Origin of the sequence: Geodermatophilus sp. YIM 151500, from assembly GCF_025716945.1 — a bacterium.
Taxonomy (GTDB): Bacteria; Actinomycetota; Actinomycetes; order Mycobacteriales; family Geodermatophilaceae; genus YIM-151500.
In genome coordinates, this window is record NZ_JAOVZT010000004.1 from 182,214 (window position 1) to 204,713 (window position 22,500).

Genomic DNA, 22,500 nt, shown 5'->3' on the forward strand with positions numbered 1-22,500 from the left:
ACACGGTGGAGCACTCCACTCGGTCAGGTCAACGCCCGGGGCCCCCCGGACGTTCCGGCGTGTCGGCCGCACCCCCCGGAGGGGTGCGCCCGGCGCCGACGGAGGCGCCTGCCTCCCGGCTGCTGACGGGGTCACACCAGGCCCAGTCGGCGGCCCACCCGAGCGGCCGCTCGACGGTCGGGCACGTCGAGCTTGCGCAGCAGGCTGGTCACGTGGACGCTCGCCGTCTTGGGGCTCATGAACAGGGCCGTCCCGACCTCGCGGTTGGTCCGCCCGTCGGCCACCAGCCGGAGCACCTGGAGTTCCCGGTCGGTGAGGCCGAGCCGGGCACCGGTCGTCGGCCCGCCGTCCTCCAGCTCCGGCCGGCCCAGCCGGGCCCGCGCCGCCAGCTGCTCCGCCGCCCGCCGCAGGCCGTGCGCGCCGCACCGCCGGGCCGTCGACAGGGCGGTGCCGAGCACGTGGGCGGCCGCCGCACGGCTGCCGACCGCCAGCGAGTCGCGCGCCTGCTCGATCCGCGCTCCGGCGGCGACCAGCACCATGCCGGCGCCGTCCGCCGCGGCGGCCGCCCCTGCCCAGGCGTCGGGCTCCGGCCGACCGCAGCGGGTCAGCCACGCCCTTCCGACGGCCGTCCAGACGACGGCGTCCGGTGGGGAGGCACCGCTGCGGTCGCGCACGTCCGCAGCCGCCCGGGCGCCGGTCGCGATGGCCTCCTCCGCCCGGTCCCGGGCCGCCCGCTCACCCGCCTGGTCGCCCGCCGCTCGCGCGTCCTCGGCGATGGCCGTCTCGGCGGCCGCGGTCAGCGCGGTCAACCGCGGAACCGGCCAGGTCGTCGTGTGCTCGAGCGCCACGCGGAGCGTCTCGACCAGCGAGTCGCGGGCCGCGGCGGCCTCTCCCGCCGCCAGGGCGACCTCCGCATCCGCGGTCACGTACAACCAGATCGGGGCGCGGCCGGCGCCCAGCGCCGCCGCATCGGCGGCGGCGGCCCGGGCTGCGGGCAGGTCTCCCGCGGCGACGCGCAACGCCGACAGCGCCTCGGCGCGCCCCTGCGCGAACCGGCGCAGCGCCGGGCGCGGCATGTCGGCGAGCAGGCCCTCGGCCGTGGTCAGCTCGCCCAGCACGGTGGCGGCGACCGCCGCGGTCGAGCGCAGTTGCACGGCCAGGCTGCGTTCGAAGCCCTGGCGATCGGCCGCCGCCGCCTGCGCGGCCGCCAGGCGCAGCGCGCGGCCGGGAAAGCCGTTCATCAGCAGGCAGAAGGCCAGGCCGTGGGCGGCGCGGGCGGCCGCCTCGCCCCCCGCGGCCGGGGGCAGCGCGGAGCCGGTGCGGTAGGCCCGGTCGAGCACCTCCAACCCGGTGCGCCAGTCGCCGACGGCGCACAGCTCCGTGCCGAGGACGAAGCCGGCACGGGACGCGGCCGCGGCGTCCCCGGATCGCTCGGCGAGGTCGAGCGCCTCCCGGGCATGGCGGAACGACGCCGGGGAGAGGTCGCAGTTCATCAGCACCTGCGCGTGCTCGATGGCCACCGCCGTCCGCGCGGCCGTGTCCTCCGAGCCGGCGATCTCCGCGGTCGCGCGGGCCGCGGTCGCGAGGGCCCGCTCCGGGTCGCCGGCCAGCAGCTCGTAGCGGGCCAGGCGCGCCGTCACGACGGCGTGCCGCGCCGGTGTGCGGGCCGGGTCGATCGATCCGAGGGCGCGTGCGGCCCACACGGACGCGGGTGTGCCGCCGCCGAGCACGCTGTCCTCGGCGAGCTGGAGCAACAGCTCGACCCGGTCCATGCCGACCAGCCGCCCGGCGTCCGGGACGGCGTCCCACAGCGCCAGCGCCCGCTCGGCGTGCTGCGCGCACTCGGTGAGCGCGGACAGCTCGCGGGCCTCGCGCATCGCCCGGGCGGCGGCCGCGAGCGCCCGCCGCGGCTGTCCGCCGAGGGCCCAGTGGTGCGCCAGCTCCCCGGCGACCCGGCCGCTGGGCGACAGGGTCGGCCGGGCCTCGAGCGCGGTCGCGACGGCGGCGTGCACCGCCACCCGCTCGCTGGGCAGCAGCGTCGCGTAGACGGCCTCGCGGGTCAGCTCGTGCCGGAAGGCGAGCCGGTCCCCGGCCGTGGCCACCAGGCCGGCGTCACGCGCCGCGCGGACCAGCTCGGCGACCTCCTCCGCGCCGAGGCCCAGGCCGGCGTCCAGGAGCCGCGGGTCGACCACCCGGCCGGCCGCCGCCGCGAAGCGGAGCAGCCGCCGACCCTCCGGTGGCAGACGGTCCAGCGTGGCGGTCAGCACGTCGGTCAGCGACTGCGGCACCTCCCTGCCGTCGCCGCGCAGGCGGGCGGCGACGAGCTCCTCGACGAAGAAGGGGTTCCCGCCGGAGCGCTCGGCCAGCTCGTCGAGCACCCCGGCGGTCGGCTCCTCGCCGAGCAGCGCGGTGACCTGCGCCGCCAGCTCCCGCCGGTCGAACGGCGCCAGGTCGAGCCGGTCGACGCACGGGCCGCGGAGCAGCTCCCGGAGGACCGGGTGCAGCGGATGCCGTGGCGACAGGTCCTCCCGCCGGTAGGAGAGCACGACGAGCAGGCCGGCCGGCTGGTCCGGCCCGACCAGGTGCGCCAGCGCCTCGCCGGACGAACGGTCGCCCCAGTGGACGTCCTCCACCACCGCCACGACCGGCCCCGATGCCGTGAGCTCGGTGAACACCGCACGCACCGCCTCGAACAACCGCAGTTGTGCCAGCTCCCCGGTCAACGGCGGCGCGTGCTCGCGGCCGGATCCGACCGGCAGGAGGTGCGCGGCCTCGGCGGCGTGGGCGGCGACAAAGGCAGACACCTCGGGACGGCGGACGACGGCATCCCTGACGAGGCCGGCGAGTGCGCCGAACGGCACCCCGGCACCGGCCACCGGCACGCACCAGCTGCGCACCACCGTCGCGCCGAGCGCGGCGGCACGCCCGGCGAAGCGGTCGAGCAGCCGGCTCTTGCCCAGACCGGCCTCACCGGTGACCGCGACCAGCGCCGGGCTTCCGGCCGCCGCGCGGCCGAGGGCCGCGAGCAGCGCATCCAGCTGCTCGCTCCGCCCGATGAAGCCGGCGGTGCGACGCGGCACCCGCCCAGTCTGGCCGGTCGCGACGCCGACCGGGAGGCGTGCCGGAGCGGACCGTCGTCGTCGCTCAGCCGGCCGGCGCGGCGCCGAGCACGGGCAGCGCCCCGACCGGCCACGGACGGCCCGCGCGACGCGGCGCCGGCCGGTCCGCCGCGGGCCGCAGCCGCAGGCGCAGGGTCACCGTCCCCGGCAGGTGCGTGTGGCCGAGGGGCGGCGCCGGGCGGAAGCCCGCGGACGCGTACATCCGCGCCGCCGCCGCCATGTGCGCGGGAACGGTCTCCAGCCACAACTCGGCGACGCCGAGCCGTCGCGCGGCGTCGATCGCGCCGGCGAGCAGGCGCCGGCCGGCTCCGTGGCCCCGGGCCCGGTCGAGCACGAACATCCGCCGCAGCTCGGCGGCCTCGGGCAGCTCCCCGGCTCGCTCCCCGGGCGGCTCCGCCAGGCGGCACACGCCGACCAGGCCGACGGGGACGTCGCCGAGCCGGGCGACGAGCAGCGCGCCGTCCGGCGGGGCGTAGTAGGCCGCGGGGTCGTCGTAGTCGCCGCTGGCGGTGGGTTGCGCGTCGGCCACCTCGATGCCGATCGAGCGCAGCCACCGGCGCTGCGCATCGAGGAGCTGCTCGGCGTCGCGCGCGTCGGCGGCGGTGGTGACCGGCCGGACGGCGACGGCAGCCGGGCCGGGGCGGGAGGAGTACGTCGTCATGCCCCGGACGCTCGGGCTAAGGAGGCCTACCCGGCATCGGGCACCGTGCCGCGATCGTGACCTCGCGCGCCGGGCCGCTGGGCCGCCTCCCGGAGCGGCGGGTCGCCCGGGACGTGCACCCGGCCGCGATACTGGCCGGCGTGGACGCGGCCACCGACGGCCGGCCGCGGTTGACCGAGCTGCTGGCCGCCACCTCGCTGGCCACGGACCTGGTCACCGGCCAGCCGATCGAGCACGCCCTGCGCACGTGCCTGTTCTCGGTCGACCTGGCGCGCACCCTCGACCTGGACGCGGCGACCACCGCCGACGTCCACGCCGTCGCGCTGCTGCGCTTCCTCGGCTGCACGGCCGACGTCCCCGAGATGGCGCAGCTCGCCGGCGGCGACAACCTCGCGCTCATGGCAGCGATGGGCCCGGCCGCGATGGGCAGCGCCGCCGACGACCTCCGCACCCTCCTGCGGTCCCTGGGCCGCGGCCTCTCGCTGCCACGCCGGGCGGTCCTGCTCGCGCGGGCGCTGACCGATCCGGGCGGGGCGGAACGGTCGCTGTCCGCGCACTGCGAGGTCGGCGCCCGCCTCGCCGTCCGCCTGGGACTCGGCGACGGGGTGGTCCGCTCCCTCGCGCACGCCTACGAGCGCTGGGACGGGCGCGGGCTGCCCGACCGGCTCGCCGGGGAGGCGATCCCGCTGCCGGTGCGGGTCGTGGTCGTCGCGCGCGACGCGGTCCTCTGGCAGCGGCTCACCAACGACGGGACCGCCCTCGACGTCCTGCGCCGGCGCCGCGGCCGGGCCTACGACCCGGCCGTCGTCGACGCCGTCCTCACCCGCGGCCTGCCGGCGGAGGCCGGCGGATCGGTGTGGGACGACGTCCTGCGCGCCGAGCCGGAGCCGGTGCGCCGGCTCGGCACCGACGCGCTGGAACGGGCGCTGGCCGCGCTCGGCGACTTCGCCGACCTGCGGTCCCGCTGGACGGTCGGCCGGTCCGGCCGCGTGGCCCGGCTGGCCGGGGCGGCCGCCCGGGCGGCCGGCTGCCCCGCTGCCGAGATCACCCTCGTGCAGCGGGCCGGCGCGATCGCCGACCTGGGTGCCGTGGGCGTCCCCGGCGGCGTCTGGGCGTCGCCCCGACCGCTCGACGTGGCGGCGGCCGAGCAGGTGCGGCTGCACGCCTACCTGACCGAGCGGGTGCTCGGCCGCTGCGGCGGGCTGCGCCCGGTGGCCGCCGTCGCCGGGGCGCACCACGAGCGGCTGGACGGCTCGGGTTACCACCGCGGGTCGACCGCGCCGCAGCTGTCCCCGGCGGCGCGGGTGCTCGCCGTGGCCGACGTGTGGTCCGCGCTGGGCGAGGCCCGGGCGCACCGACCACCGCGCCCGGCCGCGGAGGCCCGCGCCGTGCTCGCGGCGGAGGTGACGGCGGGGCGCCTGGACCGCAGCGCCGTCCGGGCCGTGCTGGACGTGACCGGTGCGGGCGGCCGGAACCTGCCCGAGCACCGGCCGGCCGGGTTGTCCGACCGCGAGGAGGAGGTGCTCCGGCTGCTGGCGCGGGGCGCCACGAACCAGCAGGTGGCCCGCCGCCTGGGGATCTCGGTGAAGACGGTCGGCCGGCACGTCGAGCACGTGTACGCCAAGACGGGCGTGTCCTCCCGCGCGGCCGCCGCGCTGTTCGCGGCGGAGAACGGCCTGCTCGGCTGAGGGTCGGCACCGTCCGACGGGATGGGGTGTTCGCCCGATGTGCGGGCGACCCGCCGGACCGACGCTGTGCGTCGTCCGCACCCCGCGGACCTCGGAGGCGAGGAGGAGATCGCGATGACCGGGACGACGATCGAGGCCGTCCGGCGGACCACCGTCTCCCGCGACGGCACACCGATCGCCTGGTGGACCAGCGGCAGCGGGCCCGACCTGCTGCTCGTGCACGGCACCACGGCCGACCACACCCGTTGGGCGGCGATGACCCCCATGCTCGAGCCGCACGTGACCGTGCACGCGATGGACCGGCGCGGCCGCGGCGGCAGCGGCGACTCCCCCGGCTACTCGCTGGCGGCCGAGGCGGACGACGTCGCCGCGCTCGTCGAGGCGATCGGCGGGCCGGTCGACGTGTTCGGCCACTCGCACGGCGGCCTGTGCGCGCTCGAAGCGTCGCTGCGGACGGCCGGCATCCGGCGGCTGGTGCTGTACGAGCCCCCGATCGGCGTCGCCGCCCCTGCGCAGCTGCGCCGGCGGCTCGGTGGGCTGGTCGACTCGGGACGGCGCGACGACGCGGTCTCGCTGTTCCTGCGGGAGCTGGCGGGGCTCAGCGCGGAGCAGCTGGCCGCGAGCAGGGCCGACGCGTCCTGGCCCGGCCGGGTGGCCGCGGCGCACACGATCGTGCGCGAGGAGGAGGCGGCGGCGGTCTACCGGTTCGACCCGGGCCGCTTCGCCCGGATGCGGGTGCCGGCGCTGCTGCTCGACGGCACCGCGAGCCCGCCCGAGCTGCGCGCGTCGACGGCCGCGGTGGCCGGCGCGCTCCCCGACGTGCGGGTCGTGCCGCTCGTCGGCCACGGCCACGTGGCGATGCTGGGCGCTCCGGACCTCGTCGTCCGCGAGACGCTGGCGTTCCTGCAGGGCTGACGGCGCCGCCCGTGCCCCCGGTCGGGTTCGAACCGACACTGGGACCCTTTTAAGGGGCCTGCCTCTGCCAGTTGGGCTACGGGGGCGGCACCACGTGCCACGCGGACGGTAGCCGCACCTGCGCCCGCAGCGACGGCGACCGGTCCCCCACGTCGACGCCGGGTACCGGCGCGGTCCTCAGGCGCTCTCCGCCCGGCCGACCTCCCGCTGGGCGTCCTGCGGGGGCGGCAGCTGCCCGGTGCGGCCGGTGTTCGCCGCGGAGACGAACTCGCGCCGCGGGTCCTGCAGCTGGCCGAGCGAGATGACCTCGCGACGGAAGACCGAGGCGAGCGTCCAGTCGGCGACCACCCGCGCCTTGCGGTTGAAGGTCGGCACCCGGCTGACGTGGTAGGTCCGGTGCATGGCCCACGCCGGCCAGCCCTTGAGCTTGACGCCGTACACCTGCGCGACGCCCTTGTGCAGGCCGAGGCTGGCCACCGAGCCGGCGTACGCGTGCTCGTACGGCGTGGGCTCGTCCCCGCGGAGGACGGCGACCACGTTGTCGGCGAGCCGCTTGGCCTGCCGGACGGCGTGCTGCGCGTTGGGCGCCGTGGTGGCGCCGGGGTCGTCCTTGGTGAGGTCCGGTACGGCGGCCAGGTCGCCGGCGGCCCAGGCGTCGGCCACGCCCGCCACCTGCAGGGTCGCCTCGCACTGGACCCGCCCGCGGTCGTCGAGGGGCAGGTCGGTCCGCGCGAGCATCGGGTTCGGCTTGGTGCCCGCCGTCCAGACGAGGGTGTCGCTGGGCAGCTCGGTGCCGTCGCTGAGCCGCACCGTGCAGTCGCCGGAGACCGACTCCAGCCGGGTGTTGAGCCGCACGTCCATGTCGCGGGCGGCCAGCTGGCGGACCGTCCACGCGGCCATGTCGAGGTCGACCTCGGGCAGGATCCGGCCGGTGGCCTCGACCAGCACCCAGTGCATGTCGCCGACCGACAGCCGCGGGTAGTAGCGCTCGACGGCGTAGCGCGCCATGTCCTCGAGCTCGGCGAAGGCCTCCACCCCGGCGTAGCCGCCGCCGACGAAGACGAACGTCAGCGCTCGGGCGCGCACGGCCGGGTCGTCGGTCGAGCTGGCCGCGTCGAGCCGGGCGAGCACGTGGTTGCGCAGGTAGATCGCCTCGCCGACGTTCTTGAAGCCGACGCCGTGCTCGGCCAGGCCGGGGATGGGCAGGGTGCGGGCCACCGAGCCCGCGGCCATCACCAGCACGTCGTAGGAGACCTCGAACTCTTCGCCCTGGATCGGCGCGATCCGGGCGCGCCGGTCGGCGTGGCTCAGCGAGGTCACCGCGCCGGTGATCACGCGGCAGCGGGGCAGGGTCCGGCGCAGGGGGACGACGACGTGCCGGGGCTCGACGCTGCCGGCCGCGGCCTCGGGCAGGAACGGCTGGTAGGTCATGTGCGGCTGCGGGTCGACCACGATCACCTCGGCGCGACCCCGCGACAGCCGCTTCTGCAGCCGCAGGGCGGTGTAGAGGCCGACGTAGCCGCCGCCGACGATCAGGATCACCGGACGATGCACCATCGGGCGGGAAGCCATGGCCCGCAGCCTAGGGCGCGGCGGCGCGGGCCACCCCGTCGTCCGGCGTCCCGCCGTCCGGCACCCCCGGGGGACGGGCGGCCCCGCCGGTGAGCGCCACCGCGCGGGCCAGGACGGCGTCCAGCATGGCCTCGGTCAGCTTGCCGGTGAACGTGTTCTGCTGGCTGACGTGGTAGCTGCCCAGCACGGTCAGCGGCCCGCGCGGCCCGGTCAGCTCCACCTCGACGCCGTGCCCGAAGGCCGGCCGCGGACGCGGCAGCGGGTGGCCGGCGGCCGCGAGCACCGGCCACAGCGCCGTCCAGCCGAAGGCCCCGAGGACGACGGCGACCCGCAGCCGGGGCAGCAGCTCCAGCTCGCGGGCCAGCCACGGGGAGCAGGTGTCGCGTTCCTCCGGCGTGGGGGCGTTGGCCGGTGGCGCGCAGCGGACGGCGGCGACCACGCGGACGCCGGTCAGCTCGAGCCCGTCGTCCACCGAGACCGACGTCGGCTGGTTGGCCAGACCGGCCCGCCACAGGGCGGCGAAGATCCAGTCCCCGCTGCGGTCGCCGGTGAACACGCGCCCGGTGCGGTTGCCGCCGTGGGCCGCCGGCGCGAGGCCGACGACGGCGATCCGGGCGTCGGCGGGGCCGAGGCCGGGCACCGGGCGGCCCCAGTAGTCCTGCGCCCGGAACGCCGCGCGCTTGACCCGGGCGACCTCCTCCCGCCAGGCGACCAGCCGGGGGCAGGCACGGCAGCCGGACACCCGCGCGTCGAGGTCGCCGAGGCTCCGGGCACCGCGGGCCGAGCGGACCACGCCCGCCGGCGTGCGGGTCACCGGGAAGCCGTCCGCATCGCGCGCCATGCCCCCAGTGGATCACCGGCCGCCCGCCGCCGCCGACCCCGGCCGCGAGCCCCGGCACCACCCGGCCGGTGGACCGTCGGGCACCGGTCCGGCGGCACGCCGGCGGGACGGGCATGATCACCCCGTGGCGAAGAAGCAGAAGGCCCCGCTGACGTGGAAGCTGCTCGGCACCGGCTTCGCGCTCCCCGCCGGCATCGCCGTCCGCAAGCTCACCGACTCGGCCTGGTTCGCCGCGCGCGGCTACCCGCCGCCGAAGAACCCCGCGGCGCCGGGGACCGGCTGGGGCGAGGCGCTGGCGTGGGCGGCGGTGTCGGGCGTCGCCGCGGCCGCGGCGCGGATGGCCGCCGCCCGCGGTGCGGCGGCGACGTACAAGGGGCTGACCGGCAAGCTGCCGCCCGGGCTGGAGAGCGGGGGCCCGCTGCCGTGAGGCCGTAGGCGCCGGCCGCCGGCGCGTGGCCGCGGTGCGATCCGGAGGACCGCGATGTCACCGGCCGGCCAGGCCGAGCGCGATGCCGTCGAGGATGTCGTGCTCGCTGACGACGACGTCGGCGAAGCCGAGGTCCTGCACGATCACGTGCAGGACCAGCGCGCCCGCACCGATGACGTCGACCCGACCGGGGTGCATGACCGCCATCGCGGCGCGGCGGCTGCGCCGGGCGCGCAGCAGGTCGGCGGTCACCGCGGCGACGGCGGCGGCGGGGATCCGCGAGCCGTGGATGGCGACCGGGTCGTACGCGGGCAGCTCGAGGGCGAGGGCCGCGACGGTCGTGACCGATCCGGCCAGACCGACCAGCGTGGCGGCCTCCCCGACGGGCACCTCGGCGGTCACCTCGGCCAGCCCCTTGCGGATGTCGGCCTCGGCCCGCTCGACCTCCTCGGGGGTGGGCGGGTCGCCGTGCAGCTGGCGCTCGGTCAGCCGGACGCAGCCGATGTCCACCGAGCGGGCCGCGCGGACGCCGTCGGCGTCGCCGAGCACGAGCTCGGTCGAGCCGCCGCCGATGTCGACGACCAGGAAGGGCGGGCGGGGCGGCGGCGCGCCGTGCGCGGCGGCTGCGGCGTCCAGCGAGGCGGTCGCGCCGCGGAAGGACAGCTCGGCCTCCTCCCGCCCGCTGACCACGTCGGGCGGGAGGCCGAGGGTGTCGACCACCATCGTCTCGAAGTCGGCGCGGTTGGCGGCGTCGCGGGTGGCGCTGGTGGCGACCATCCGGACGGCCTCGGCGCCCAGCTCGCGGGCCTGGTCCGCGTACTCGGCGAGCACGCGGCGGGTGCGCTCGATCGCCTGCGGCGCCAACCGCCCGGTGGCGTCGACGCCCTCCCCGAGCCGGACCACCTCCATGCGGCGCAGCACGTCGACGGCCGGTCCGGCGTCGGGGACGTCGGAGACCAGCAGCCGGATGGAGTTGGTGCCGCAGTCGATCGCGGCCACGCGGCTCACGCGCGCCCCCCGTGCGGGGCGCGACCGTCGTCGGGCTCGGGCTGCGCGCACGGACCGGCGGCCCACCACTCCCCCATCGCGGCGACGGCGCGGTCGCCGATCGGGTTGACCCCCGGGCCGGCGGCGAGCGCGTGCCCGGCGAGGGCGTGCAGGCACTTGACCCGGTCGGGCATCCCGCCGGCGCTGGTGCGGCCGGGCAGCACGTCGCGGGCGTCGCGGTCGGCGAGGTAGGCCTCGTGCGCGGCGCGGTACCCGGCGGCGAGCTCCGGATCGGTGGCCAGGTCGTCCTGCCAGTGGCGCATCCGACCGGTGGACTCCAGGCGACTGGCGGCGGCGGTCGCGCGCGGGCAGGTCAGGTAGTACAGCGTCGGGAACGGCGTGCCGTCCTCCAGGCGCGGGGACGTCTCGACCACGTCGGGCTGCCCGCAGGGGCAGCGGTGGGCGACGGCCACCAGCGCCCGGGGTGGGCGGCCCAGCTGCCGGCCGACCAGCTCGCGCTCGGCCGGGGTGACCGGCCCGCGGACCCGGGCGGCCGGGTGGTGGTCGGCCGGGCGGACGGCGCTCCCGGTCACCCGCCCGGCTTCCCGTCGGCCGGCGCGGGCACGCCGCCGTCCGCGGGCAGGCCGACGTCGGGGGCCGCGGTCCGGTCGCCGTCGGCCACCTCCAGCGAGCGCAGCAGGCCCTCGTACCAGGACAGGTCCGGGTCCTGGCCGGTGCCGGGGGTGGACGGACCGTCGGCGGCGTCCCCCGACCGGCCGTCGTCGACGACGACCAGGCGGTCGCCGGGCCGCACGTAGGTGAGCCGGTCGCGGGCCTCGCGCGCGATCCACGCCGGGTCGTCCTGGCGGTCCAACTGCCGCTCGAGCTCGCGCGCCCGCTGCTCGAGCGAGCGCTGCTCGGCGGCGAGCTCGACCAGTTCGGCACGGCCGGCCAGGTACTGCCGCACCGGGCCGGCGAGGGTGAGCGCGAGCAGCAGCACGAGCGCACCCAGCAGCACGGCCCGGCCGGTGAACAGGGGGCGGCGGCGGGCGGCCGCCGGCACCGGCGTGCGGGCCGGGCGGCGCGCGGACCGCCGCTGCCCCGGACGGCGCGGCGCGGCGGAGCGGCTACCGGTGCGGACCGGACCGGTCGCGGCGTGCCGGAGCCCCCGCACGGCGCGACGTCCGTCCACCGGGGAGCCGCCGCGCCGGCCCCGGACGATGCTCATCGACGGGCAGCCCCCAGGCGAGGGAAGGCACCCGCGCCCGCGTAGCGGGCCGCGTCGTCGAGCTCCTCCTCGATGCGCAGCAGCTGGTTGTACTTGGCGACGCGCTCGCTGCGGGCGGGCGCACCGGTCTTGATCTGACCGCAGTCGGTGGCCACGGCGAGGTCGGCGATGGTGGTGTCCTCGGTCTCGCCCGAGCGGTGGCTCATCATGCAGCGGTACCCGTTGCGGTGCGCGAGGGCGACGGCGTCGAGGGTCTCGGTGAGCGTGCCGATCTGGTTGACCTTGACCAGCAGGGCGTTGGCCGCCTTCCGCTCGATGCCGTCGGCCAGCCGCGCGGGGTTGGTGACGAACAGGTCGTCGCCGACGAGTTGGACGCGCTCGCCGAGGGCCTCGGTGAGGGCGATCCAGCCGTCCCAGTCCTCCTCGGACAGCGGGTCCTCGATCGAGACGATCGGGTAGGAGCCGACCAACTCGGTGTAGTACTCGGTGAGGTCGGCGGCCGAGAGGGTCTTTCCCTCGAACGCGTAGCCGCCGTCGGAGTGGAACTCGGTGGCGGCGACGTCGAGGGCGAACACGACGTCCTCCCCGACGGTGTAGCCGGTCTGCTCGACGGCGCGGGTGATCAGGTCGAGCGCGGCCCGGTTGTTCGCCAGGTTCGGCGCGAAGCCACCCTCGTCGCCCAGCCCGGTGGCCAGGCCCTCCTTCTTCAGCACCGACTTCAGCGCGTGGTAGGTCTCGGTGCCCATGGCGAGCGCCTCGCCGAAGGTCGCCGCGCCGATCGGGGCGATCATGAACTCCTGCACGTCGACGTTGCTGTCGGCGTGCGCCCCGCCGTTGAGGATGTTCATCATCGGCACCGGCAGCAGGTGCGCCGACGGCCCGCCGACGTAGCGGAACAGCGGCAGCCCCGCCGAGTCGGCCGCCGCCCGGGCCACCGCGAGGCTGACGCCGAGCAGCGCGTTCGCGCCGAGACGCGACTTGTCCGGCGTGCCGTCGAGGTCGATCAGCTGCTGGTCGATCAGCCGCTGCTCGCTGGCGTCGGAGCCGACCAGCTCCGGACCGATCACGTCGAGCACGCCCTCGACGGCCTGCGTGACGCCCTTGCCGCCGTAGCGCTGGCCGCCGTCGCGCAGTTCGACGGCCTCGAAGGCGCCGGTGGAGGCGCCGCTGGGCACGGCGGCCCGGGCGATCGTCCCGTCGTCGAGGGCGACCTCGACCTCCACGGTGGGGTTCCCGCGCGAGTCGAGGATCTCCCGCGCTCCTACGGCGTCGATGCTAGCCACGGGGGGCAGCCTAGCCAGCTCCGCAGGATGTGCTCGTCAACCGGAGCGCGACCGGTTCGAGGCGGGTGGCGCCTCCTGCGTCAGCGGGCGGGGTCGCGCTCGGTGTCGCGGTCGGCCAGCTCGGCCTCGCTCGGGCCGGTGAAGGCGCGCGAGCGCTCCCGGCCCTCGCTGCTACCCGTGAACAGCCCGGCCGCCGGCGCCTCCGGCACCTCCGCGACCGGCCGGGCGTCCGCCGTCCGCCCGTGCCCGTTCGGGCCGCGCCCGGTCCCCCCGTGCCCGGCCGCCGCGACGCCGTCCACGGCGCGGCCGACCTCGTGACCGGCCGGGCCCTCGTTGCGCACGCGCGGCAGGGCGTGCGGCGCCTCGCGCCGCAGCCACACCACCAGGGCCTCGCGCACCTGGCAGCGGAGGTCGAACAGCGTCGGCCCGTCCTTGGCGCTCACCAGCACCCGCACGCGCACCAGCGAGCCGACGGCGTCGGTCACCTGCAGCACGCCGACCCGGGTGTCCCACAGGTCCGAGGCCGCGACCAGCCGGTCGAGCTCCGCGCGCATCCGGTCGAAGGGGGTGGTCCAGTCGACGTCGAGCTCGACCGCCCCCAGGACGGCCGACTCCTTGCGCGTCCAGTTCTGGAAGGGCGTCGTCGTGAAGTACGTCGAGGGCAGCACCAACCGCCGGTCGTCCCAGACGTGGACGACGACGTAGGTCAGCGTGATCTCCTCGATCCGGCCCCACTCGTCCTCGATCACCACGACGTCGTCGACGCGGATGGCGTCGGTGAAGGCCAGCTGCAGGCCCGCGAAGACGTTGGCCAGCGAGGTCTGCGCGGCCAGCCCGGCGACGATCGAGATGACACCGGCGCTGGCCAGGATGCTGGCCCCGGCCGCCCGGGCGGCGGGGAAGGTGAGCAGCATGGCCGCGCCGGCCAGCACGGCGACGACGACGACGGTCAGCCGCCGCAGCAGCGACACCTGGGTGCGCACCCTCCGGGCGTGCCGGTTGTCGACGACGTCGACGTCGTACCGGGCCAGGGCCAGGTCCTCGGCGACGAACGTGCCGGCCGCGACCAGCCAGGCGATCGTCGCGATCAGCGCCAGCCCGAGCGCGTGGACGACGGGATCGCGCCAGTCGCCGGCCCCCGCCGCCGAGTCGAGCACGACGAGAAGGGCGATCAGGACGACGAGGATGCGGAACGGCCGCCGGCCGCGGCGGGACAGGTGCGCCACCACCGGCGCGCGCGCGGCCAGCCGGGTGACCAGCACGCCGACGCCGGCGGCCAGCAACCACGCGGCGGCCGCCACGCCGGTCAGCAGCGCCAGCAGCAGCCACGGCGACTCCGGCACCACCTCCTCCACCACCTCCGCCGCCGTAGCGGGCAGGTCAGCGGTCGACGGGATGCGGGCTGCGGACGGGAGGGATGTGCGGAACAGCGGGATGGCTCCTCGGTCGCGTGCGGGCGCGCCCTGTCCTCGCCGGAGGCGCGCAGCCGCTCGGACGGGCGGGACGGAAGGGGCGCGGGGCGTCGTCGCCGCCGCGGGACCGGGCCCGCGGCGTCCTCACCGTCCGGGCACGTCGGACCCGGGCGGGCCCGCTCCCCACGCTAGGTGCCGGTCCCGTGGGTCGTCACCCGCGACCGACGTGGGCTGCGCTACACGAGGGAGGACGCGGACCGGCGCGACCGCCCCCACCGTGGCCGCGGGGCGCTACGCGCGGTCGCCGGGCCCACCGTGCACCGGCTGCGCTGGCTGCTGCCGGTCGCGGGCGCACTGTTCCCGTGCGTGCCGGCCGTCGGGGTGGCCGGTGCGAGATCGGCTCGGCGGCCGGGTCCGGCCTCGTCGAACGGCTCGGGGTGGGCACCGCCGGCGCGGCGGTGTTCGCGACGATCGGGCTCGCGCCGCTGCGCACCGTCCACCTCACCGATCGATGGCTCGGTCGGCGCCCCCGGCGCCCGGGCTCCCCGGAGGTCACGGTCGTCGACGCTCCGGCGGGCAGCGCGTGCTGACGCCGGCCGGCCGGGACCCGGTCCCGACGGGCTGCGGCCCGGTCAGGGCGTGGCGCGGGCCGCGGCGTCCAGCTCCCCGGCGTACCGGCGCACCGCCTCGCGCAGCGCGTCCTCGACGTCCCAGCCGCACTGCTCGGCGGCGGTGACGACGGCCAGCAGCCGCTCCCCCAGCTGCTCCGGGCTGTCCTCGGCGAGCTCGGCGGCCGGAGGCACGGGCAGACCGGCGCGCGTGGCGCGGCGCACCAGCGCCGCGCCCCAGGAGGCCGCCGGCTGCGACCGGGACACGCCCTCGGTGGGCGAGCGGCGCTGCTTCTCCGCCCGCTTGATCTCCTCCCAGCCCGCCTCCACCTGGGCGACGTCGCGCGGCCCCGCGTTCCCGAAGACGTGCGGGTGCCGGCGGACGAGCTTGTCGACCAGGTCGCCGGCGACGTCGTCGACGTCGAACCGCCGGTCGGCACCGGCCTCGGCGGCGACCCGCGCGTGGAAGACCACCTGCAGCAGGACGTCGCCGAGCTCCTCGCGCATCGCGGTGGCGTCGTCGTCGACGATCGCGTCGTAGGCCTCGTGCGCCTCCTCCAGCAGGTAGCCGCGGAGGGAGGCGTGGGTCTGCTCGGCGTCCCAGGGGCAGCCGCCGGGCGAGCGGAGCCGGTCCATGACGCGGACGACGTCGAGCAGCCGGGTGCCCGGCGGCTCCGGGGTCCCGGCCACGACCGGGACGCCGGCCGGTTCCTCCCCCGGCGCGGCCAGGCAGACGGCGCCGTCCACGGCCGGGGGATCGGCGCCGTCCGCCGTCGGGACGTCGGCGACCACCAGGCCCTGCGCCCGGAGCGCCGCGGCCGCGGCCGCGGCCCCCGGGAGGGCGACGACCGGCCGGCCGGAGGTCACCGCCCGCCAGCCCTCGGCGCCCAGGAGGCCGGGCAGCCGCGGGCTGACCGTGACGACCAGCGTGACGGGCACGGCGTCAGCTCCCGGCGTCAGCTCTCGGCGTCCAGGATGTCGACCGGCCCGCCGCGGCCGGGCGCGACCACGCCCTCCTCGAGCCGGCCGTAGCGCGGGTTCACGGTGACGTCGAGGTCGGCCCGGACCTCGCCCACCAGCTCCTGCACCTGCTCGTCGGCCGCGGCCAGCGCCTCCTGCTCCAGCCGCGGGCGCAGCTCCTCGAACGACGGCGTCGTCCGGTCGGCCACGAAGCCGACCACGATCCCGCCGGTCTCGGGCACCGCCACGGAGAACCCGGTGCCGGGCGCGGCCGCCGCGGCCTGCTGCCGCAGCGGGGCGGGCAGCTCGGCGGGCGGGCGCTGCTCGGTCTGCGCCAGCGTGTAGGGGCCGCCGTACTGGGCGGCCACGGACGGGTAGCCGCCCGGGTTCGCGGTCAGCTGGGCCAGGACCGCGTCGGCGGTGGCCTGGTCGGGCACGGTGATGAAGCCGAAGTCCAGCTCGGTGAACTGGTCGCGGACCTGCTCGTACCGGGCCTGCAGGTCCTCCGGGGCCAGTCCCTCCGCCAGGCCCTCGGACTCGGCGATGCGCTGGCGCACGAGCTGCTGGCGCACGCTGGCGAACACGTCGGCGTAGCCCAGGCCCTGGCCGGCGAGCTGCGCGAACACCTGCTCGGGGTCGTCGTCGCCGAGCAGCGCGTCGATGCGGGTGCGCACGTCGTCGTCGGTGACCCGCACGCCGTACCGGGCGGCCGCGGCCTCGTGGACGGCGTCCTGCACCAGCGTGGTCAGCACCTGGCGGGTGTAGACGTCCGGCTGCCCCTGGGCGAACGCCGCGAGGGCCGGGTCGTCGAGGCGCCGGTCGACCGCGGCCTCCAGCTCGGCCACGCTCACCTGCTCGTCCCCGACGTAGGCGGCCACGCTGGGCGACGTGCGGCAGCCGGTCAGGCCCACCAGGGCCACCCCGACGGCGGCGACCGCGGTCAGTCGACGGTTCAGCACGCCCGCGAGGTTGCCACACGCGCGCGGCGCGCCCGTGGAGTGCCTCGGGCGCGCCACTCGGCGGCCCGGTTCCGCGGCCCCCTGCAGGGTCCCGCCGCGAGCCTGCGAGTGGCGGGGGCGGGGGGGGTCCTCTTTCAGGCTGCCCGCGGCTGCTCGAGCACCCCGGTGAGCAGGGCGTGCAGGTTCTCCAGCAGGGCGACGTCGCGCAGCGGCGTCCGCCGGTCCGGCCCGACGGGCACCTTGAGCGAGATCGTCTCCACGGTCGACTTGTAGGTGGCGCCGTCGGCCAGGCGGGCCAGCCGCATCTGCTGCGACTCGCGGAGCGGCACCGGGCTGATCCGGATGGCGCGTCCCTGCAGCGACACCTCGGTGATCCCGAGCCGGCGCATCGCCGCGCGGAAGCGGGCCACCGCGAGCAGGTTCAGCACCGGCGCCGGCGGAGCGCCGTAGCGGTCGGTCAGCTCGTCGAGCACGGCCTGGGCCTGCGCGTCGTCCTGCACCGCGGCGACCTTGCGGTAGGCCTCCATCCGCAGCCGCTCGCCGGGCACGTAGTCGTGCGGCAGGTGCGCGTCGACCGGGAGGTCCACCCGCACCTCCAGCGGCTCCGCCGGGGCCTCCTCGCCGCTGACCTGGGCCCGGTAGTCGGCGACGGCCTCGCCGACGAGACGCACGTAGAGGTCGAAGCCGACCCCGGCGATGTGCCCGGACTGCTCCCCGCCGAGCAGGTTGCCCGACCCGCGGATCTCCAGGTCCTTCATCGCCACGGCCATGCCGGCGCCGAGGTCGGTGTTGTGCGCGATGGTGGTGAGCCGGTCGACCGAGGTCTCGGTGAGCGGCCGGTTCGGGTCGTACGTGAAGTACGCGTACGCCCGCTCGCGGCCGCGGCCGACGCGGCCGCGGATCTGGTGCAGCTGGGAGAGGCCGAAGGTGTCGGCCCGGTCGACGATCAGGGTGTTGGCGTTCGGGATGTCCAGGCCGCTCTCGACGATCGTCGTCGCGACCAGGACGTCGTACTCCTTCTCCCAGAAGCCGACCATGATCCGCTCGAGCTCGTGCTCCCTCATCTGCCCGTGGCCCACGGCGACCCGCGCCTCGGGCACGAGCGAGCGGATCTTCGCCGCCGCCTTGTCGATCGACTGCACGCGGTTGTGGATGACGAACACCTGGCCGTCGCGGAGCAGCTCGCGACGGATCGCGGCGGCCATCTGCTTGTCGTCCCACGCGCCGACGTAGGTGAGCACCGGGTGCCGCTCCTCGGGCGGGGTGAGGATCGTCGACATCTCTCGGATGCCGGTCAGCGACATCTCAAGCGTGCGCGGGATCGGCGTCGCGGACATCGACAGCACGTCGACCGCCGTCCGCATGGTCTTGAGGTACTCCTTGTGCTCGACGCCGAAGCGCTGCTCCTCGTCGACGATGACCAGGCCGAGGTCCTTGAACCGGGTGGTGGGCTGCAGCAGGCGGTGGGTGCCGACGAGGATGTCGACCTCACCTCGCGCGAGCTCGTCGAGGATCTGCCGCGACTCGGCGTCGGACTGGAACCGCGACAGCACCCCTACCTTCACCGGGAACTGCGCGACCCGCTCGGAGAAGGTCTTGAAGTGCTGGTTGGCCAGCAGCGTCGTCGGCACCAGGACGGCGACCTGCTTGCCGTCCTGCACCGCCTTGAACGCGGCCCGGACGGCGATCTCGGTCTTCCCGTAGCCGACGTCCCCGCAGATGATCCGGTCCATCGGCACGGGCTGCACCATGTCGGCCTTGACCTCGTCGATGGCGGCCAGCTGGTCGGGGGTCTCGTGGAACGGGAAGGCGTCCTCGAGCTCGCGCTGCCAGACGGTGTCGGGCCCGTAGGCGTGCCCCTTCGTGGCCATCCGCGCGCTGTAGAGGCGGATGAGCTCGGCGGCGATCTGCTTGACCGCCTTGCGCGCCTGCCCCTTGGTCTTCTGCCAGTCGGCGCCGCCGAGCTTGGACAGGGCCGGCTGCTCGCCGCCGACGTAGCGGGTGAGCTGGTCGAGCGCGTCGGTGGGCACGAACAACCGGTCCGGCGGCTGGTTCCGCTTGCTCGGCGCGTACTCGACGATCAGGTAGTCGCGCTGGCCGCCGTTCACGGTGCGGCTGACCATCTCGACGTACCGGCCGATGCCGTGCTGCTCGTGGACGACGAGGTCGCCGGGCTGCAGTTGGACGAGGTCGACCGCGTTGCGCCGCCGGGCGGGCATCTTCACCGCGTCGCGCATGTTGGCGCCGCGCTGGCCGGTCAGGTCGTGCTCGGTGAGCAGCGCCAGCCGGACGCCGGGGAAGGCGAACCCGGCCTCCAGGTTGCCCTGCGTGATGTGGGCGAGGCCGGCGTCCGGGGTGCGGGCGATGTCGGGCACGAGCCGGACGCCGAGGTCGGCCTCGGTGAACTGGTCGGCGGCCCGCTGCGCGGGACCCGGTCCGGCGAAGGTGACCACCACCCGCCAGCCCTCGCGCGACCAGCCGCGCAGCTGCTCGATGGCGCGCGGCACGTCACCGGAGAACCGCTCGACCGTCGACGCGGCGAGGGTGACGTGCTCGTCGTCGTCCTCGGAGGTGAGGGTGAAGGCCCCGGTGGTCCACCACGGCAGGCCGCGGAGGCGGGCGGCGGTCTCCACCTCGGCGAGGTCGCGGAAGGACGACGCCCCGAGGTCCAGCGGCGCCTCGCCGGCCTCCGCGGCGGTCGCCCAGCTCGCGGCGAGGAACTCCTCCGCCGTCCGCACCAGGTCGGCGGCCCGGCTGCGCACCCGCTCGGGGTCGCAGACCAGCACGTGCGTGTCGCGGGGCAGCAGATCGGTGAGCAGCTGCAGCTCCGCGGCACCGTCCCCGCCCGCCCCGCCGGTGACCAGCACCGGCGTGAGCGCCTCCATGCCCTCCACGGCGATGCCCTCGGCCAGCTTGCCGAGCAGGTCGGCGAGGCCCGGGTGGTCGGCAGCCAGCGCGGTCGCCCGCTCGCGCACCGCGGGGGTGAGCAGCAGCTCCCGGCACGGCGGCGCCCACAGCCGCTCGGGGCGCTCGTCGAGCGAGCGCTGGTCGGCGGCGGAGAAGTAGCGCAGCTCGTCGACCTCGTCGCCCCAGAACTCGACCCGCACGGGGTGCGGCTCGGTGGGCGGGAAGACGTCGAGCAGCCCGCCGCGGACGGCGAACTCGCCCCGCTTCTCGACCAGCTCGACGCGGGTGTAGGCGGCGTCGACCAGCGCCCGGGCGACGTCGTCGAGCTCGGCGGTGTCGCCGGGCCGCAGCTCGACCGGGGTCAGGTCGCCGAGGCCGGGCGCGAGCGGCTGCAGCACGCTGCGCACCGGGGCGACGAGGACGTCGACCGCCCCGTTCCCGGCGTCGGGGTGGGCGAGGTCGCGGAGCACGGCGAGCCGGCGCCCGACGGTGTCGGCCCGCGGGGAGAGCCGCTCGTGCGGCAGCGTCTCCCAGGCGGGGAAGGTCTCGACGCGGCGGTCGGGCAGGAAGCACCGCAGCTGCTCGGCGACCAGGTCGGCGTCCCGCTCACCCGCGGTGACGACCAGCACCGGTACGCCGGCTCCGCCGTCGTCGCTGGAGCCGCCGCCGCTGGAGCCGCCGCCGCTGGAGCCGCCGCCGCTGGTGCGGCCGCCGCGTCGGCCCGCGGCCAGCGCGGCGGCGACGAGGGGCTGCACCGGCGGCGGGGCGGTCACCGCGAGGGACGCGCTGCCGATGGCCGCCATCACGCGGGCCATGCCCGGGTCGGTCAGGACGACGTCCAGCACGCCGCGCAGAGTCACAAGTGGTCCACTCCTGGATCCGGAACGGGAGGGCGAGGTGGCGATCGCGTTGGACCGGCGGGATCACACCGACGGCCTGGACCGCTGCTGCGTACGACGCAGTCGGCGTCCCAGGCTAGTCCGCGCGGTGCGGGCTCGCCGCGCCGCTCCGACGTCCGATCGGCTCGGGCGCGCGTGCGGACGACCCCGTCGGTGCCCAGCCGGCCCGAACGCACGACGCGACGTCCGACCGGGATCCCCCGGTCGGACGTCGCGTCGCTCGGACTCGGTGTCAGTAGGCCCCGCGGGCCTTCAGCACCGCGTAGGCGGTCTTCCAGATGATCATCGCGTCCATGGCCAGCGACCAGTTCTCCACGTAGCGGAGGTCGAGGCGCACGGCCTCCTCCCACGGGAGATCGCTGCGGCCGGAGATCTGCCACAGGCCGGTGAGCCCGGGCTTGACCAGCAGCCGCCGGCTGACCGAACTGTCGTACTGCTCCACCTCGCCCGGCAGCGGAGGGCGCGGACCGACCAGCGACATCGTCCCGTTGAGGACGTTCCACAACTGCGGCAGCTCGTCGAGGGACAGCCGGCGCAGCCAGCGGCCGACCGAGGTCACGCGCGGGTCGTCGCGCACCTTGAACAGCGGGCCGTCGGAGATGTTGGCCGACTCCAGGGCGTCCAGCTGCTGGTCGGCGCCGGTGACCATGCTGCGGAACTTGAGCATGGTGAAGGTCCGGCCGTTGATGCCGATCCGCTTCTGGCGGTAGAGCACCGGCCCCGGGCTGGACAGCCGGACGGCCACCGCGATCGTGCCGATGACCGGAGCCATCAGAAGCAGGGCCAGGAACGCCCCCGTCCGGTCGACCGCACCCTTGATCATCCGGCGCCAGCCCTCGAAGCAGGGCTGCTCCACGGCCAGCAGCGGCAGGCCCTCGAAGGGGCGGATGTGCAGCCGCGGGCCGGCCACCTCGACCAGGCCGGGCGACACCAGCAGCTCGATGTTCGTGCCCTCCAGCTGCCAGGACAGCTCGCGGAGGTACTGCGCGGCCGTCTCGCTCGCCGACGTCACGGCGATGGCGTCCGCCTCGAACCGGGTGGCGACGTCGACGACCTCGTCCAGGGTTCCGACGGGGAGGCGGGCGGCTTGGCTGACCCGGGCGCGGTCGGGCACGGTGACGCACGCGGCGACCACCTGCATGCCGGAAGTCTTCTCCCGGCGGAGCTGGCGGATCAGGTCGAGCGCCGAGGCGCCGCGCCCGACGACGACCACCCGCTTCGTGCACATCCCGCGGGCCCGGAGGGCGCGCAGCACGCGGCGACCCAGCCACCGGCTGAGCATCGTCGCCAGGATCAGCAGCGGCACGGCGAGGACCACCAGCGCACGGCTGAGGTCGAGGTCGGCGGCGTAGGAGACGAAGCCGGCGGTGGCCAGCAGGCACAGCCCCGCGCGCCCGACGTTGCGGAACTCGTCGCTGCCTGCCCCGAACACGCGCTCGGAGTAGGCGCCGGTGATGCCGAGCAGGGTCGGCCAGGCGATCACGAGGATGGCCGCGGCCCAGAACAGCGAACCGGAGGGGTCGACGCCCGAGGGGCGGGTGACCACGACGACGGCGCCGGCGACGAAGGCGATGAGGGCCTCGTAGGCAACGAGCGACCAGCGGTAACGGTGCGACCACGCGGCCTGCTTGCGCGGGCGGGACGCCGGTGCGCCGACGTCGACCTCCCGGACGGGTCTCACCACGGTCGCCGTCGTCGACGTCGTTCTTCCGCCCCCGTTGATGTCGAGCAGCACGTTACCCCCGTGATGTAGCAGTCTTGCGCCGAGCGACGACGAGGCTCCGTATGCTGCCGCTGCCCGGACCGACTACGTGAACCCCAGTCGAAGCAGGAATGACGATCACGCAAAGTCATCCCGTGGTCAACACAGATGGTCACCCCTCCCCCGTCCGGGCGGCGCCACGCACCGCCACGCCTGGGCGTTGCTCACGTTCCGTCATCGGTCGCGTTCGAGGCGGTAGGCGACGAGAACCCGACACCCGGCTCCGGAGAGTGACCATGGCCCGGGTCACCCGACCGCGTCGCCGGGCGGAG

17 protein-coding genes and 1 tRNA gene are annotated in these 22,500 nt (G+C 76.6%); 4 read left to right on the plus strand and 14 right to left on the minus strand.

The window, feature by feature from the left end:
* Positions 1 to 131 precede the first annotated feature (131 nt).
* Both OF117_RS09215 and OF117_RS09220 read right to left on the minus strand, forming a co-directional pair.
* Positions 132 to 3,080, minus strand: coding sequence for a helix-turn-helix transcriptional regulator (locus OF117_RS09215; RefSeq protein WP_263552535.1), 2,949 nt, complete (start codon positions 3,078 to 3,080; stop codon positions 132 to 134).
* 64 nt (positions 3,081 to 3,144) lie between these two features.
* Positions 3,145 to 3,780 (minus strand): GNAT family N-acetyltransferase, encoded by a 636-nt coding sequence (locus OF117_RS09220; protein ID WP_263552536.1) that lies wholly within the window; start codon positions 3,778 to 3,780, stop codon positions 3,145 to 3,147.
* A 56-nt stretch (positions 3,781 to 3,836) separates the two neighbouring features.
* Here OF117_RS09220 and OF117_RS09225 point away from each other — a divergent pair, with 56 nt between their 5' ends.
* A complete protein-coding gene (locus OF117_RS09225; RefSeq protein WP_263552537.1) occupies positions 3,837 to 5,468 on the plus strand; it encodes an HD domain-containing phosphohydrolase in 1,632 nt (543 codons plus the stop codon).
* Positions 5,469 to 5,582: 114 nt separating this feature from the next.
* Complete coding sequence (locus tag OF117_RS09230) at positions 5,583 to 6,383, plus strand: alpha/beta fold hydrolase (RefSeq protein WP_263552538.1); 801 nt, start codon at positions 5,583 to 5,585, stop codon at positions 6,381 to 6,383.
* A 12-nt stretch (positions 6,384 to 6,395) separates the two neighbouring features.
* Here the strand turns inward: OF117_RS09230 and OF117_RS09235 are convergent.
* The 3 genes from OF117_RS09235 to OF117_RS09245 all read right to left on the minus strand — a co-directional run bounded on the left by OF117_RS09235 (position 6,396) and on the right by OF117_RS09245 (position 8,796).
* Positions 6,396 to 6,469 (minus strand) — tRNA-Leu (locus tag OF117_RS09235).
* A gap of 91 nt (positions 6,470 to 6,560) precedes the next feature.
* Positions 6,561 to 7,955, minus strand: a complete 1,395-nt coding sequence (locus OF117_RS09240) for an NAD(P)/FAD-dependent oxidoreductase (protein ID WP_263552539.1) — start codon at positions 7,953 to 7,955, stop codon at positions 6,561 to 6,563.
* 10 nt (positions 7,956 to 7,965) lie between these two features.
* Positions 7,966 to 8,796, minus strand: coding sequence for a uracil-DNA glycosylase (locus tag OF117_RS09245; protein WP_263552540.1), 831 nt, complete (start codon positions 8,794 to 8,796; stop codon positions 7,966 to 7,968).
* 124 nt (positions 8,797 to 8,920) lie between these two features.
* On the opposite strand from OF117_RS09245, the gene OF117_RS09250 reads away from it, so the two are divergent.
* The gene (locus tag OF117_RS09250; RefSeq protein WP_263552541.1) at positions 8,921 to 9,223 is read left to right on the plus strand and encodes a DUF4235 domain-containing protein; all 303 of its coding nucleotides are present in this window, start codon (positions 8,921 to 8,923) and stop codon (positions 9,221 to 9,223) included.
* 57 nt (positions 9,224 to 9,280) lie between these two features.
* Here OF117_RS09250 and OF117_RS09255 read toward each other — a convergent pair whose 3' ends face one another.
* The 5 genes from OF117_RS09255 to OF117_RS09275 all read right to left on the minus strand — a co-directional run bounded on the left by OF117_RS09255 (position 9,281) and on the right by OF117_RS09275 (position 14,079).
* The gene (locus OF117_RS09255) at positions 9,281 to 10,231 is read right to left on the minus strand and encodes a Ppx/GppA phosphatase family protein (protein ID WP_263552542.1); all 951 of its coding nucleotides are present in this window, start codon (positions 10,229 to 10,231) and stop codon (positions 9,281 to 9,283) included.
* Positions 10,228 to 10,803 carry a DUF501 domain-containing protein gene (locus tag OF117_RS09260; RefSeq protein ID WP_263552543.1) on the minus strand — a complete coding sequence of 192 codons (576 nt, stop codon included), beginning with the start codon at positions 10,801 to 10,803 and terminating at the stop codon, positions 10,228 to 10,230. Before OF117_RS09260 ends, OF117_RS09255 begins: the two co-directional genes overlap by 4 nt.
* On the minus strand, positions 10,800 to 11,438 hold the full coding sequence (locus OF117_RS09265; protein ID WP_263552544.1) for an FtsB family cell division protein: 639 nt from the start codon (positions 11,436 to 11,438) through the stop codon (positions 10,800 to 10,802). Before OF117_RS09265 ends, OF117_RS09260 begins: the two co-directional genes overlap by 4 nt.
* Complete coding sequence (gene eno, locus OF117_RS09270; RefSeq protein ID WP_263552545.1) at positions 11,435 to 12,721, minus strand: phosphopyruvate hydratase; 1,287 nt, start codon at positions 12,719 to 12,721, stop codon at positions 11,435 to 11,437. The genes OF117_RS09265 and eno overlap by 4 nt, the downstream gene beginning before the upstream one ends.
* A gap of 80 nt (positions 12,722 to 12,801) precedes the next feature.
* Positions 12,802 to 14,079, minus strand: a complete 1,278-nt coding sequence (locus OF117_RS09275) for a mechanosensitive ion channel family protein (RefSeq protein ID WP_263552546.1) — start codon at positions 14,077 to 14,079, stop codon at positions 12,802 to 12,804.
* A 416-nt stretch (positions 14,080 to 14,495) separates the two neighbouring features.
* On the opposite strand from OF117_RS09275, the gene OF117_RS09280 reads away from it, so the two are divergent.
* Positions 14,496 to 14,723 carry a hypothetical protein gene (locus OF117_RS09280; RefSeq protein ID WP_263552547.1) on the plus strand — a complete coding sequence of 76 codons (228 nt, stop codon included), beginning with the start codon at positions 14,496 to 14,498 and terminating at the stop codon, positions 14,721 to 14,723.
* 42 nt (positions 14,724 to 14,765) lie between these two features.
* Here OF117_RS09280 and OF117_RS09285 read toward each other — a convergent pair whose 3' ends face one another.
* The 4 genes from OF117_RS09285 to OF117_RS09300 form a co-directional block, all read right to left on the minus strand.
* On the minus strand, positions 14,766 to 15,680 hold the full coding sequence (locus tag OF117_RS09285; protein WP_263552548.1) for a MazG family protein: 915 nt from the start codon (positions 15,678 to 15,680) through the stop codon (positions 14,766 to 14,768).
* Between the two features lie 17 nt (positions 15,681 to 15,697).
* Positions 15,698 to 16,660: a peptidylprolyl isomerase gene (locus tag OF117_RS09290; RefSeq protein WP_263552549.1), complete on the minus strand. Its 963-nt coding sequence runs from the start codon at positions 16,658 to 16,660 to the stop codon at positions 15,698 to 15,700.
* Positions 16,661 to 16,794: 134 nt separating this feature from the next.
* A complete protein-coding gene (mfd, locus tag OF117_RS09295) occupies positions 16,795 to 20,412 on the minus strand; it encodes a transcription-repair coupling factor (protein WP_263552550.1) in 3,618 nt (1,205 codons plus the stop codon).
* A 286-nt stretch (positions 20,413 to 20,698) separates the two neighbouring features.
* On the minus strand, positions 20,699 to 22,150 hold the full coding sequence (locus OF117_RS09300; protein WP_263552551.1) for a sugar transferase: 1,452 nt from the start codon (positions 22,148 to 22,150) through the stop codon (positions 20,699 to 20,701).
* Positions 22,151 to 22,500: the final 350 nt, after the last annotated feature.

What these genes read in the sequence shown, in the direction of transcription:
- OF117_RS09240 (WP_263552539.1), bottom strand. Translation starts at nt 7,955, where the DNA reads ATGGCTTCCCGCCCGATGGTGCATCGTCCGGTGATCCTGATCGTCGGC.
- OF117_RS09245 (WP_263552540.1), bottom strand. Translation starts at nt 8,796, where the DNA reads ATGGCGCGCGATGCGGACGGCTTCCCGGTGACCCGCACGCCGGCGGGC.
- OF117_RS09230 (WP_263552538.1), top strand. Translation starts at nt 5,583, where the DNA reads ATGACCGGGACGACGATCGAGGCCGTCCGGCGGACCACCGTCTCCCGC.
- OF117_RS09220 (WP_263552536.1), bottom strand. Translation starts at nt 3,780, where the DNA reads ATGACGACGTACTCCTCCCGCCCCGGCCCGGCTGCCGTCGCCGTCCGG.
- OF117_RS09265 (WP_263552544.1), bottom strand. Translation starts at nt 11,438, where the DNA reads ATGAGCATCGTCCGGGGCCGGCGCGGCGGCTCCCCGGTGGACGGACGT.